General features: G+C 71.3%; 11 protein-coding genes. 9 read left to right on the top strand and 2 right to left on the bottom strand.

What is annotated here, in order from left to right; all coding sequences use genetic code 11:
• The first annotated feature begins 66 nt into the window (after nucleotides 1–66).
• From ACMTAK_RS26325 to ACMTAK_RS26295, 7 genes are all read left to right on the top strand, one after another.
• Nucleotides 67–726 (top strand): SCO family protein, encoded by a 660-nt coding sequence (locus ACMTAK_RS26325; protein WP_413808483.1) that lies wholly within the window; start codon nucleotides 67–69, stop codon nucleotides 724–726.
• The gene (locus ACMTAK_RS26320; protein ID WP_413808482.1) at nucleotides 726–1,226 is read left to right on the top strand and encodes a copper chaperone PCu(A)C; all 501 of its coding nucleotides are present in this window, start codon (nucleotides 726–728) and stop codon (nucleotides 1,224–1,226) included. Before ACMTAK_RS26325 ends, ACMTAK_RS26320 begins: the two co-directional genes overlap by 1 nt.
• A gap of 6 nt (nucleotides 1,227–1,232) precedes the next feature.
• A complete protein-coding gene (locus tag ACMTAK_RS26315; RefSeq protein WP_413808481.1) occupies nucleotides 1,233–3,404 on the top strand; it encodes a copper resistance CopC/CopD family protein in 2,172 nt (723 codons plus the stop codon).
• Nucleotides 3,401–4,642, top strand: a complete 1,242-nt coding sequence (gene efeB / locus ACMTAK_RS26310; RefSeq protein WP_413808480.1) for an iron uptake transporter deferrochelatase/peroxidase subunit — start codon at nucleotides 3,401–3,403, stop codon at nucleotides 4,640–4,642. Before ACMTAK_RS26315 ends, efeB begins: the two co-directional genes overlap by 4 nt.
• 131 nt (nucleotides 4,643–4,773) lie before the next feature.
• Nucleotides 4,774–5,709, top strand: a complete 936-nt coding sequence (gene pheA, locus ACMTAK_RS26305; protein ID WP_413808479.1) for a prephenate dehydratase — start codon at nucleotides 4,774–4,776, stop codon at nucleotides 5,707–5,709.
• 595 nt (nucleotides 5,710–6,304) lie between these two features.
• Nucleotides 6,305–7,582 (top strand): serine--tRNA ligase, encoded by a 1,278-nt coding sequence (serS, locus tag ACMTAK_RS26300; protein ID WP_413808478.1) that lies wholly within the window; start codon nucleotides 6,305–6,307, stop codon nucleotides 7,580–7,582.
• Complete coding sequence (locus tag ACMTAK_RS26295) at nucleotides 7,579–8,406, top strand: HAD family hydrolase (protein WP_413808477.1); 828 nt, start codon at nucleotides 7,579–7,581, stop codon at nucleotides 8,404–8,406. Before serS ends, ACMTAK_RS26295 begins: the two co-directional genes overlap by 4 nt.
• An 88-nt stretch (nucleotides 8,407–8,494) precedes the next feature.
• Here the strand turns inward: ACMTAK_RS26295 and ACMTAK_RS26290 are convergent, their stop codons facing one another.
• Nucleotides 8,495–8,944: a phospholipase gene (locus ACMTAK_RS26290; protein WP_020870043.1), complete on the bottom strand. Its 450-nt coding sequence runs from the start codon at nucleotides 8,942–8,944 to the stop codon at nucleotides 8,495–8,497.
• A gap of 202 nt (nucleotides 8,945–9,146) precedes the next feature.
• Entirely contained in the window at nucleotides 9,147–10,151 is a 1,005-nt protein-coding gene (locus ACMTAK_RS26285; protein WP_413808476.1) for an Lrp/AsnC family transcriptional regulator, read from the bottom strand.
• Nucleotides 10,152–10,304: 153 nt separating this feature from the next.
• On the opposite strand from ACMTAK_RS26285, the gene ACMTAK_RS26280 reads away from it, so the two are divergent.
• On the top strand, nucleotides 10,305–11,849 hold the full coding sequence (locus ACMTAK_RS26280) for an MFS transporter (protein ID WP_413808475.1): 1,545 nt from the start codon (nucleotides 10,305–10,307) through the stop codon (nucleotides 11,847–11,849).
• 327 nt (nucleotides 11,850–12,176) lie between these two features.
• Nucleotides 12,177–12,926, top strand: a complete 750-nt coding sequence (locus ACMTAK_RS26275; protein ID WP_413808474.1) for a hypothetical protein — start codon at nucleotides 12,177–12,179, stop codon at nucleotides 12,924–12,926.
• The last annotated feature ends 24 nt before the right edge of the window (nucleotides 12,927–12,950 follow it).

The following is a 12,950-nucleotide window of genomic DNA, read 5'->3' as shown; positions in this document are numbered from 1 at the left end:
GTGGCGGGCCCTCGTGCCCGCCGCCCCCGCGCGCCACCGATCCACCCCTCTTGGGAGAACAGCTCCATGCGCACCAAAATCCTGGCCACCGCGCTCGTCGCCGCCGCCGCGCTCACCCTCAGCGCCTGTGGCGGCTCGGACGACGGGGGCAAGGGCGACAACGCCGCCGCCGAGGTCAAGGGCGGCCAGAGGTCGGGGCAGGCCATCGTCCTCGACCAGGCGAAGGCCAAGCCGGACCTCGTCCTGACCGGCACCGACGGCAAGAAGTACGACCTGCTGAAGGAGACCAAGGGCCGGCCCACCCTGCTCTTCTTCGGCTACACCCACTGCCCGGACGTCTGCCCGCTGACCATGAGCAACGTCGGCATCGCCGTGAAGAAGCTCCCCAAGGCCGAGCGGGAGAAGCTGCGGGTCGTCTTCGTCAGCACCGACCCCGCCCGCGACACCCCCAAGCGGATCCGCTCCTGGCTGGACGCCCAGGGCGGCACCGACTTCGTCGGCCTGACCGGCGACTTCAACACCATCGAGGCCGCCGCGCGACCGCTGGGCATCTACATCGAGAAGCCGAAGAAGGAGAAGGACGGCAGCATCACCGTCAGCCACGGCGCCGAGGTGATCGGCTTCTCGCCCAAGGACGACAAGGGCCACTGGATCTACACGACGGAGGCCACGGCGGATCGTTACGCCAAGGATCTGCCAAAGATCATCGAGGGGCGGAACCCGTGATGGTGACCGGCCCCGGCATCCGTAAGGCGACCGCCGTGGTCCTCACCGTCGGGCTGTCCGCCGCGCTCGCCGCCTGCGGGAGCGAGGACAGCGGCGGCGGGGACAGCGGGGAGCACGCGGGCCACAAGGGCGCCCCGAAGCTGTCCGTGAGCGGGGCCTATGTCTCGCAGCCGCCCATGGACGACATGGCGGCGGGCTACCTGGCCGTACGGAACGCCGGTGGCGGCGCCGACGAGCTCACCTCCGTCACCACCCCGCTCGCCTCCGAGGTCACCCTGCACACCACCAAGGGCAACCGGATGAAGCAGGTGAGCTCGCTCGATGTCCCCGCCGACGGCCGGCTCGAGCTGACCAGCGGCGGAGATCATCTGATGCTGACAAACCTCACCCACCGGCCGAAGGTCGGTGAGAGGGTCAGCTTCACCCTTCACTTCGCCACCTCCGACCCCATCGAGATCAAAGTCCCGGTCGAGCCGACGACGTACCGCCCCAAGGACTGACGCCCGATGCCCTCGCTGACCTCCCTGGCCCCCGCCGGGCCCACCGCGACTCGCACCCGGACCACCGCGACCGCCCGGCGGCTGATGGCGGTCTGCGGCACCCTGCTCGCCGCGCTGCTGTGCGCGCTGAGCGTGGGCGCGAGCTCCGCGTCCGCGCATGCCGCGCTCACCTCGACCGACCCCGCCGACGGCTCGGTGGTGAAGACCGCCCCCAGGGAGGTCACGCTGAACTTCTCGGAGGGCGTGCTGCTCTCCGGCGACTCGGTACGCGTGCTCGACCCCAAGGGCAAGCGCGTGGACACCGGGAAGACCGCCCATGTCGACGGCAAGTCGTCGACCGCCGCCGCCGGGCTGCACTCCGGACTGCCGGACGGCACCTACACGGTGGCGTGGAAGGCGGTCTCGGAGGACAGCCACCCGGTGAGCGGCGCGTTCACCTTCTCCATCGGCGCCCCGTCCAAGACCGAGGCGAAGGTGCCCACGGGCGAGGCGTCCGACTCCACCGTCAGCACGCTCTACGGGATCGGCCGGTACGCCGCCTACGGCGGTTTCGCGGCGCTCGTGGGCGGCTGTGTGTTCGCCGGGGTCTGCCGGTCCTCGCGCCCGGTGCGGAAGATCGCCGTGGGCGGCTGGGTGACGGTCTTCACGGCCAGCCTGCTGCTGTTGCTGCTGCGCGGTCCGTACACCGACGGCGAGGGGATCGGCGGGATCCTCGACCTCGGCAGGCTGGGCGATGTGCTGTCCACCAAGCCGGGCGCGGCGCTGCTGTCCCGGCTGCTGCTGCTCGGCGCGGCGGCGGTCTTCCTGGCCGTCCTCTTCGGCTCGTACACCCGGCGCACCGGGGAGGGGGAGGCGGACGCGCGGCGCCGCCAGGACCTCGCCTTCGGGCTCGGCTTCGGCGGCACCGTGATGGCGGTGGGCCTCGCCGCCACCTGGGCGATGGCCGAGCACGCCTCGGTGGGCCTGCAGCGGCAGCTGGCCATGCCGGTGGACGTGATCCATCTGATCGCGGTCGGGGTCTGGCTGGGCGGTCTGGCCTCACTCGCGGTGACGCTCCGGGCGGGCGAGCCGATCGGGCGGGCGGCCGTGCGCCGCTTCTCGCGGCTGGCCTTCGGCTCGGTCGTCGCCCTGGTGGTCACCGGGCTGTACCAGTCGTGGCGGCAGGTGGGCTCCTGGGGCGCGCTGACCGACACCGAGTACGGGCGATGGCTGCTGGTCAAGGTGGGTCTGGTGGCGGTGCTGGTGGGCATCGCCGCCGTCTCGCGCCGCTGGACCGGGCGCCTTACGGATGGCACGGAGGCGGCCGAGGCAGAGGCGGACGCGGAGGCCAAGGCGGGGAGCGACGCCGAGACCGATGTCGAAGCCACGGCCGACACGGCCAAGGCCGAGACCAAGGCCAAGGCCGAGACCAAGGCCAAGGCCGAGACCAAGGCCGGAGCCAAGGCCGCGGTGAAGGCCGCGCGGCCGGTACGTACCGGTGCGGCCGACGCGGCGGTCGGCAACCTCGCCGACGCCTCTGCCGACGCCTCTGCCGACGACGCCGAGTCCGGTGACGGGCCCGGCGACGACTCCGGTACCGGCGCCGCCGATGACGATCCCGTACGCACCGCCCAGCTCGCCCGTCAGCGGGCCGCCAAGGACAAGACCGCCACGCTGCGGGAGCGCGACGCCGACCGCGAGCGCAGCGGGCTGCGCCGCTCGGTGCTCGCCGAGACCATCGTGGCCGTCGTGCTGCTCGCGGTGGCCACCGTGCTCAGCGGCACCCAGCCCGGCCGGGCCGAAACCGAGCAGGCAAGCGCCCCGGCCAGGACACCCGGCGACCAGCTGAACGTCGACCCGGTGAGCGTGCTGATCCCCTACAACACGGGTCCCAAGAGCGGCCGCGGCAAGGCCGTGGTGATGATCGAACCCGCTCTGCCGGGTGACAACGCGCTGCATGTCTTCACCACCGACCTGGCCGACCGTCCCGTGGACGTGCCCGAGGTCAAGCTGTCGCTGACGCTCAAGGGCAAGGGGATCGGGCCGCTGCGCATCCCGCTCGAGCGCCTCTCGACCGGGCACTGGAGCGCCAAGACCGTCCAGCTCCCCATGGCGGGCACCTGGCAGCTCTCCCTGACCGTACGAACCTCCGACATCGACCAGGTGACGGAGACCAGGAACGTGAAAGTCGCGCAATGACCACAGAGCAACCACCCTCGTCCGGCATCTCCCGGCGGCGTCTGCTGGGTTCGGCGGGCGCCGCCGGAGCGGCCGGACTGGTCGTCGGCGGAGCCGCCGGAGCCTACGCGTCCGAGGCGACGCGGGAGGCCCCCGCGCCCCTCAGCTCGCTGGGCGCGACCGCCGTGCCCTTCCACGGCAGGCGCCAGGCGGGCATCACCACCACCCTCCAGGCCCACGGGCATCTCCTCGCCTTCGACCTGGTGCCCGGTGCGAACCGTAAGGCGGCCGCCGCACTGCTGCGCCGCTGGTCGCGGACGGCCAAGGAGCTGATGGCGGGCGAGGCCCCACCGGATGACACCGGGATCGCGCTCGACGCCGGTCCCTCCTCCCTTACGGTCACCTTCGGCTTCGGCCGGACGTTCTTCGGCAAGGCGGGGGTCGAGGACCGGCTGCCGGAGGCGCTCGCCCCGCTCCCCGACTTCGTCTCGGACGCGCTCGACCCCAAGCGCAGCAACGGCGATCTGTGGATCCAGATAGCCGCCAATGACGCGCTGGTCGCCTTCCACGCGCTGCGCGCCCTGCAGCGCGAGGCCGCGGACACGGCCCGCCTACGCTGGCAGATGAACGGCTTCAACCGGTCCCCCGGCGCCACCGGTCGCCCCATGACCACCCGCAACCTCATGGGCCAGATCGACGGCACCAACAACCCCAAGCCGACCGACGACGACTTCGAGCGGCGGATCTTCGTACCGGAGAGGGGCGAGCCCGCGTGGATGGCGGGCGGTTCCTACGCGGTCGTCCGGCGCGTCCGGATGCTGCTGGACTCCTGGGACAACCTCTCCCTGGAACGGCAGGAGAAGGTGGTCGGCCGCCGCAAGTCCGACGGCGCCCCGCTGTCCGGCGGCACCGAGACCACCCCGGTTCAGCTCGACAAGGTCGACAAGAACGGTGCGCTGGCCATCGCGGGCGCCGCCCACGTACGGGTCGCGGCGCCCGCGTCCAACCAGGGCGCCGCGATGCTGCGCAGGCCCTTCTCGTACCACGACGGCTTCCGCGACGACGGGGCGCCGGACGCGGGGCTGCTTTTCATCGCCTGGCAGGCGGATCCGATGAAGGGGTTCGTGCCGGTGCAGCGGAAGCTGGACCTGGGCGACGATCTGTCGCGGTTCCTGCGGCACGAGGCCAGCGCCCTGTTCGCGGTGCCTCCGGGCTGCGCCCCGGGAGAGTACGTGGGTCAGGCACTCTTGGAGGGATAGGAAAAAGGGGACGAGCCGCCCCAGGGCATCGCGTCCAAGGGGTGTCCATACGGGTGTCCACCATGCGGGTCGGAGGCCCCGGCCGACGCGGGTATCGTGGCGGTCTCGTCTGATCACAGGGAGCGACCGTGATGTCGGCCAGCCGCTACGCCTACCTCGGCCCCGAGGGCACCTTCACCGAGGCCGCCCTGCGGTCCATGCCGGAGGCCGCCACCCGGGAGCTGGTGCCGATGGTCTCCGTGCCGGTGGCGCTCGACGCGGTGCGCTCCGGAGCCGCGGCGGCCGCCCTGGTGCCCATCGAGAACTCGGTCGAGGGCGGGGTCACCGCGACCCTCGACGAGCTCGCCACCGGCGAACCGCTGATGATCTACCGCGAGGTACTGCTGTCGATCAGCTTCGCGCTTCTGGTGCGGCCGGGCACCGCGATCGCGGACATCAAGACGGTGACCGGGCATCCGGTGGCCCAGCCCCAGGTGCGCAACTGGCTGGCGGCGAACCTCCCGGACGCCGTGTGGGAGTCGGCCGCCTCGAACGGGGACGGCGCGCGGCTGGTGCAGGAGGGGCGGTACGACGCGGCGTTCGCGGGCGAGTTCGCGGCGTCCAGATACGGTCTGGAGCCGCTGGTCACCGACATCCACGACGCACAGAACGCGATGACCCGCTTCGTGCTGGCCGGACGCCCCGCCCGGCCCGCCGCCCGGACGGGCGCGGACAAGACCTCCGTGGTGATCTGGCTCGGTGACGACCACCCGGGCGCGCTGCTCGAGCTGCTCCAGGAGTTCTCCGCGCGCGGGGTCAACATGATGCGAATCGAGTCGCGCCCGACCGGCGAGGGCATCGGCCGCTACTGCTTCTCGGTGGACTGTGAGGGGCACATCACCGACCGGCGGGTGGGCTCGGCCCTGATGGGGCTGAAGCGGATCTGTCCGAAGGTCCGATTCCTGGGCTCGTACCCCCGGGCGGGTGTGACGGCCGACGACATGGCGCCGCTGCGGCCCGGGACGTCGGATGAGGCGTTCACGGAGGCGGCGGAGTGGCTGGCCCGCTGCCAGGACGGCCGGGCCTGAGCCGGGCCTGCGCCGGACCCGCGCCTGAGCGGCCCCGGAGCGGTCTCCCCGGCCCCGCGCCGGAGCCCGTCAACACAATCGCTGCGGAAAAGTTATCCACAGGCTGATGTCTCGCGCTGGGGATAAGTCGACATCATCAATCAGGCGCAGCGGGCGTATCGCGACATTCTTCGCGTTGACTGTCATTGCCGGACATCACTCACTTGTCAGCTCAATTCGCTCGGCCAACTCTTTGGAGTGAGGGATTCCTCTCTTGTGGAGCGTGTGAACGCGGTTTGACAGGGGAATCCATCGCCGAGCATCTGGGCGGCCTTAACGATCACTGCGGCATCCACAGATCTCACACACAGCCTGTGGATAACTTCGGGGATCCCCCCATGCCTGTGGACAACCAGCCCCCAACTCACCCTGCCCACAAGGACAGAAGGTCGACTCGGCGCCGCCTCTTTGCCCCTTTTCGGGGAATGCGGAAGCATTCCTTGACGGTGGCCGTCACAGGAATTCCCCGGTTTACCCACAGCCCCAAAAGGGGGCAAAGCAGGACGCAAAGGAATATCGTGTCGAGCACCCGAGGTCACACCGGTAACCTGGGGGGGTGATTGACCTTCGCCTGCTCCGTGAGGACCCCGATCGTGTGCGCGCCTCCCAGCGCGCTCGTGGAGAGGACGTCGGCATCGTCGACGCGCTCCTGACCGCCGATGAGCGGCGCAGGTCCTCCAGTGTCCGCTTCGACGAGCTGCGCGCCGAGCAGAAGGCGCTCGGCAAGCTCATCCCCAAGGCCTCCGGTGACGAGAAGGCCGAGCTGCTGAAGAAGGCGGGCGAGCTCTCCGCCGCCGTCAAGGCGGCCGACGCCGAGCAGGACGTGGCCGCCGAGGAGACCCAGCGGCTCCTGCTCCAGCTGGGCAATCTGGTCCACCCCGCGGTCCCGGTCGGCGGCGAGGACGACTTCGCCGTCCTGGAGACCGTCGGCACCCCGCGCGACTTCGAGGCCGAGGGCTTCGCGCCCAAGGACCACCTGGAGCTCGGCGAGCTGCTCGGCGCGATCGACACCGAGCGCGGCGCCAAGGTCTCCGGCTCCCGCTTCTACTACCTGACCGGCATCGGCGCCCTGCTGGAGTTCGCCCTGGTGAACGCGGCGATGGCGCAGGCCACCGAGGCGGGCTTCACCCCGGTGCTCACCCCGGCGCTGGTCAAGCCGAAGGCCATGGAGGGCACCGGCTTCCTCGGCCAGGCCGCCGAGGACGTCTACCACCTCGACAAGGACGACCTCTTCCTGGTCGGCACCTCCGAGGTGCCGCTGGCCGCGTACCACATGGACGAGATCCTGGAGGCGGACCAGCTGCCGCGGCGCTACGCCGGGTTCTCCTCCTGCTTCCGCCGTGAGGCCGGGTCGTACGGCAAGGACACCCGGGGGATCTTCCGGGTGCACCAGTTCGACAAGGTCGAGATGTTCGTCTACACGACGCCGGAGGAGGCCGAGGCCGAGCACCAGCGGCTGCTGGAGTGGGAGAAGCAGTGGCTGACCTCGCTGGAGCTGCCGTTCCGGGTGGTCGACCTGGCCTCGGGCGACCTGGGCTCGTCGGCGACGCGGAAGTTCGACTGCGAGGCGTGGATCCCGACGCAGGGCAAGTACCGCGAGCTGACCTCGACCTCCAACACCACCGAGTTCCAGTCGCGGCGGCTGTCGATCCGGATGCGCGAGGGCAAGCGGGTCCGTCCGCTGGCCACGCTCAACGGCACGCTGTGCGCGATCACCCGGACCATCGTCGCGATCCTCGAGAACCACCAGCGGGCCGACGGGTCGGTGCGGGTGCCCGAGGCGCTGCGGCCATTCCTCGGCGGACGCGAGGTCCTGGAACCGGTCGCACGGTGAGCGGCGGCGACGATCTTCCGTACCGACTGGTCGCGACCGATCTCGACGGGACGCTGCTGCGCCCCGACCACACCGTCTCGGCGCGGACCCGTGACGCGCTCACCGCGGCCACCGCGGCGGGCGCCGCGCACATCGTGGTCACCGGGCGGACCGTCCCGGTGGCCCGGCACATACTCGACGACCTCGACTACGAGGGGCTCGCGGTGTGCGGCCAGGGCGCCCAGCTCTACCACGCGGGCGAGCACCGGCTGCTGACCTCCGTCACGCTGGACCGGCAGGTGGCGCTGCTGGCGCTGGAGAAGATCGAGGCGGAGATCGGCCCGCTGTTCCTGGCCGCGGCCCGCGACGGGCTGGACGGCGAGGTGCTGTTCGGCGAGGGGTACCGGATGGACCACGAGGGGATGTCCCTGGTGCCGTTCACCGAGCCGGCCGAGCTGTGGTCGGAGCCGATCAGCAAGCTCTACATCCAGCACGCCGAGTTGGGCGACGACGCGCTCGCGGACGCCGCCCGGACGGCCGCCGGGGGCCTGGTCGGGGTGACGATGGCCGGCACCGGACTGGTGGAGCTGCTGCCGCTGGGGCTGACGAAGGCCACAGGCCTGTCGATGGCCGCGCGACGGCTGGGGATGACCGCGGCGGACGCGATCGCCTTCGGCGACATGCCCAATGACATCCCGATGTTCGGCTGGGCCAGGCACGCGGTCGCGATGGCCAACGCGCACCAGGACCTCAAGGCCGTCGCCGACGAGGTCACCGCGTCCAACACGGAGGACGGCATCGCGGTGGTGCTGGAGCGGCTCTTCCCGGCGGCGACGAGCAGATGAACCGGCCGGACGCCGGTGCGGCCCCTCGGCGGACCGCCCGGCATCCGGGCTCGGCGTCGCGGGGATGGTCTGCCCGCGGCGCGGATGATCAGCCGAAGACCTTGACCGCCTGGTAGTACGTCCAGGCCGTGCCGTCGCACGACGTCTTGGTGGCACCGCTGTAGGCGCTGCACACCCGCTTCAGGTCCTCGTAGAAGGCGCTGTCGATGCGCGCCTTGTTGGCGTCGAAGATGCCCATCGCCTTGTGGTTGCGGTAGCCGAAGTCATGCCGGGCGCAGGCGGTCTGGAAGGGGAAGCCGAACGGGTTGTCGGGGGAGCTGCTGCAGTAGTCGGTGGACCAGTCGAACTGGTAGGAGGCCCAGGCACCCTGGTTGTTCCGCGCCGCGAGCCAGGTGTTGTAGCTGCTGGCGCTGGTCTGGGTCCAGCTGGCGAGGACCTGCTGCTTGTCCGCGGGGACGGCCTGGGCGGGTGCGGCCAGGGCGATGGTGGCGGCCGCGGTGACGGCTGTGGCGGCGAGACTCGTGACGAGACGGCGCATTCGGGATTCCCTCCGTTTTCACTGCTGACGCCCCCTCAAAAGCTCGTGGCCAAGGGAGGGGGCGGCGCGGTGTGATCCAGCGCACGCCAAGAGTTCGCCAGGTCCCTGACAACCGTCAAGATCTACATCGACGTAGAGATGAACAGAGTTCGACCACCAGAGTTTCGGAGTTTCCTCCAACTACCGCTGCGGAACGGGCCGTTCAGGAGGGACGCCAGGGCACCCGGGAGGGAGGGGTGAGCAGCGGCCCCGGCCCCTTGACGCGGCGGAGGATCGGGCTGGTCTCCATGTCCCGTACGGAGGTCAGCTCGGCGATACGGGTGGTCAGATAGGCGTAGAGGGCCGGGACATCGGCGCAGACCACGGTCGCCAGCAGATTCTTCGTTCCGGTGGTCGCACATGCGAACGCCACCTCGGGGTGGTTCGCGAGCGTCTGCCCGGTGACGGCGAGCTCCGACGGGCGTACCGACAGCCATATCGCGGTGGTGATGCCCTGGTTGAACAGCCGCTGGGAGTAGTCGACGTCGAAGTACAGGGTGCCGTCGGCGCGCAGATCGGCCAGCCGGCGGCGCACCGTGGACTGCGACCAGCCGGTGGCGGCGGCCAGTTCGGCCAGCGGCGCCCGCCCGTCCCCGGCGAGGACGTCCAGCAGCTTGCGGTCCCCGGCGCTCACCGGCCCGCGCGGGCCCTTCGACCGGTCCGGGGCGGGCGTGCGCAGCCGCGCGATCTGCTCGGCCGTCAGCGTGTCGGACTTGTTGACCAGGCCCTGCTCCCCGCCGAAGTACTCATGCAGCACACAGTGCGCGCTCACCCCCACCACCCGTGGGGTCTGCGGGAGTTTGCGCAGCAGCAGGGCGTCGCTGTCCTGGCCGGACGCCGCCCGTGTCGACGCGGCGACCTCGGTGCCGTCGGAGAGCACGTGCACCCAGGAGGTGTCGGGCCGCCGGGCCATCGCCTCGGCCACCGGCAGGGCGGCGTCCGGCAGGCACCGCACCCGTACCAGCCAGACCACGTCGCCGACCGCCGCCGGGTCGGTGAGCCCCAGCACCCTGATCGCTCCGGTCGTCCGCAGCCGGGTGTAGCGGCGGGCCACGGTCTGGTCGGAGACGCCCAGCACCTCGGCGAGCCGGCTGAAGGGGGCCCGGCCGTCGAGTTGGAGGGCGTGCACCAGCGCCCGGTCCAGGTCGTCGTACGCGTCGGATTCCACCGCACCAAGCTAGCGGCTGTCGGATATCGCCGCCGGGGTCGGGGCCGGCTGGGAGAACCAACCGGGTCGGGGCGACCGTAAGAGCCGCGGGAACCGCCCTCGGGGCCGGCCCCGCCTCCCATTGTCGGAATGTGCCGGATCCCGGAGTCAGTCATGCGCAGATCATGGTGGCCGCTCGCCGCCATCACCCTTGGCAATTTCATGCTGTTGATAGACGTCACGATCGTGAACACCGCGCTGCCCCAGGTGGCACGGGGGCTGGACGCGTCCTTCACCTCCCTCCAGTGGGTGATGGACATCTACGCGCTGGCGCTGGCCGCGCTGCTGATGGTGGCCGGATCGGCGGCGGACCTCTTCGGACGGCGGCGGCTGTACCTGGTCGGCCTCGCGGTGTTCGCGATCTCCTCCCTGGTCTGCGGCCTGGCACCGGACGCCGGGATGCTGATCGCGGCCCGCGCCGTGCAGGGGGTGGGGGCCGCGGCCATGTTCGCCACCAACACCCCGCTGCTGATGGCGACGTACTCCGGCCGCGACCGCGGAATCGCCTTCGGCGTGTGGGGCGGTACGAGCGGGGCGGCCGCGGCGGTCGGCCCGGTGCTGGGCGGGGTGCTGACCGAGTATGTCGACTGGCGTGCGATCTTCCTGGTCAATCTGCCGCTGACGGCGATCGCGGTGTGGATCACGGTCCGTTCCATCGAGGAGTCGCGCGGGGCGGCCGGGGTGCGCATCGACTGGCCGGGCGCCGCCTCGTTCACGGTGTGCGCCGGGGCGCTGACGTACGGGCTGATGCGGGGCGGCGAGGAGGGCTGGGCCGACACCGGCACGGTCACCGCGCTGGTGGCGGCCGCGGTCGCGCTGGTCGCCTTCGTCCTGCTGGAGCGCGGGAAGCGGCAGCCGCTGCTGGACCTGGGGCTGATGCGCCGACCGACGTTCGCGGTGCTCATGGCGGCGGCCCTGCTGCTCCAGGCGGCGGCCTTCCCGTACCTCACCTACGCCGGGCTGTGGCTGCAGTCGGTGCTGGGGATGAGCCCGGTGCGGGCGGGGCTCGCGGTGACGCCGATGGCGGGCATCTCGCTGGTCGTCGGCGCGGCGGGCGGACGGCTGCTGGACCGGGTCGCCCCCGGGCGGGCACTCGGCGGCGGACTGCTGCTGGTAGGCGCGGGGGCGCTGGTCAACGCGTCGATGGTGACCCCGGACTCGGACTGGACCGCCTTCGTCCCCGGCCTGGCCCTGGCCGGCCTGGGGATCGGCCTGGCCATGCCGGTGCTGGTCTCGGCCGCCCTCGGCTCGGCCCCGCCGGAACGGGCGGGCATGGCCAGCGGCGCGGTGAACACCTTCCGGCAAATGGGCTATGCGCTGGGGATCGCCGTCCTGGGCACGGTGTTCGCGACCCGGGTGCGGGACATGGTGGACGGCGGCGACACCGTCCCGGCCCGCGCGGCCGGGCAGGCCGCGGAGGCCATCAGCGGCGGCCACGCCGACGCCGTGATCGCCGCCGCACCCCCGGCCCGGGCGGACGCGGCGCGCGCCCTGGTCCACGAGTCGTTCGCGGCCGGTCTCGACCGCATCTGCGTCATCGCGGGCATCGCCGCCCTGGCGGCGGGCCTGTTGGTCCTCGCCGTCGTCCGTGGCGGCCCCGGCGGCACGCCCCGGAAGCCGACCCCCGAGAAATCCCCGCCGGAGCCGGTCCACGTCTGAGCGGCGGCCGACACGATACGACTCGCTACAACGAGGGGCGGGCGCCCGACGGCGCCCGCCCCTCGCGGCGTTGAGGCCGACATCCGTCAACGCAGCGCGGTGCGAGTAACCCTCCCGCGATCGGATCGTTGTTCCATATACGCGTTATGCGCGGAGGCAACGCGAGCTGGAGCCTCGGCCGGGCGACGGATCGACGGGCAGCGATGTCACGGCGATTGGGTCCGAAAGAGGTTGGCAGCCTCCGCTCCTGGTCCCTGGATACGGGCGGCCTGGCCCCTGGCTGGTGGGGCGTGACCACCACTCGAATCCACACCGGAAGGCACACCTATGCCACCCGAGATCGCACTACTGGAGTCGCGCGCGCTGCGCGACAGCGTCATCGAACGGACGGATGTCCTCGACAAGGTCAAGGTCCTGATCACGCTGCCCGATGGGCTGCATATCACTACGCGCATGGTCGCGGAGTACTTCGAGGTTGGGGAGGAAGCCGTCAAGAGTCTGGCCAAGCGGCATCGGGAGGAGTTCCAGAGCAACGGGATGCGTATCCTCCGAGGCTCTGAGCTGCAAGTCTTTGAAAGGTCCAACTTGGACCTTTCAGATTCGAGTTATCCACAGGGCCGCGCCCACCTGACCCTGTACCCCCGCCGCGCGGTGCTCAATATGGCGATGCTGCTGCGGGACAGCGATATCGCCAGGCGGGTACGCACCTACCTCCTCGATGTCGAGGAGTCGACCCGGAGCGGACCGGCAGGCGGAGCGGAACGGCTTCCGCTCGAACAGATCCTCACCGAGCGGACGCTGGCCGGGCCGATCGGGACACGTCTCGAGGCCGTCGAGGCGTGTCTGGCGGATGTCGGCTCCACGCTGCGGGAGCTGGCGCCGTGGATGGCCAGGGTCTCTGCCCGGCTGGACGGCATGGACCGGCGGCTCGACGCACATGGGCGGGTCATCTGCGCCATGAGCGAGCGGCTCTGTGATCTCGGCGAGGACATGACCGAGGTCCGCAGGGACGTCGCCACGCTCAAGGCCGAGGCGGCTCAGCGACGGGCGCGGCGAGCCAAGCGGCGGCGCGCGTAGGGGACCGGAGAAGCTCGGTGGTCG

Origin of the sequence: Streptomyces lacaronensis (assembly GCF_047337785.1) — a bacterium.
GTDB lineage: Bacteria > Actinomycetota > Actinomycetes > Streptomycetales > Streptomycetaceae > Streptomyces > Streptomyces lycopersici.
Note: the sequence above shows the minus strand (reverse complement) of the source record. Positions and strands in the feature narration are given on the sequence as shown.

Coding starts and splice junctions, on each gene's coding strand:
- efeB (WP_413808480.1), top strand. CDS start 3,401: ATGACCACAGAGCAACCACCCTCGTCCGGCATCTCCCGGCGGCGTCTG.
- ACMTAK_RS26315 (WP_413808481.1), top strand. CDS start 1,233: ATGCCCTCGCTGACCTCCCTGGCCCCCGCCGGGCCCACCGCGACTCGC.
- pheA (WP_413808479.1), top strand. CDS start 4,774: ATGTCGGCCAGCCGCTACGCCTACCTCGGCCCCGAGGGCACCTTCACC.
- ACMTAK_RS26325 (WP_413808483.1), top strand. CDS start 67: ATGCGCACCAAAATCCTGGCCACCGCGCTCGTCGCCGCCGCCGCGCTC.
- ACMTAK_RS26290 (WP_020870043.1), bottom strand. CDS start 8,944: ATGCGCCGTCTCGTCACGAGTCTCGCCGCCACAGCCGTCACCGCGGCC.
- ACMTAK_RS26320 (WP_413808482.1), top strand. CDS start 726: ATGGTGACCGGCCCCGGCATCCGTAAGGCGACCGCCGTGGTCCTCACC.
- ACMTAK_RS26275 (WP_413808474.1), top strand. CDS start 12,177: ATGCCACCCGAGATCGCACTACTGGAGTCGCGCGCGCTGCGCGACAGC.
- ACMTAK_RS26280 (WP_413808475.1), top strand. CDS start 10,305: ATGCGCAGATCATGGTGGCCGCTCGCCGCCATCACCCTTGGCAATTTC.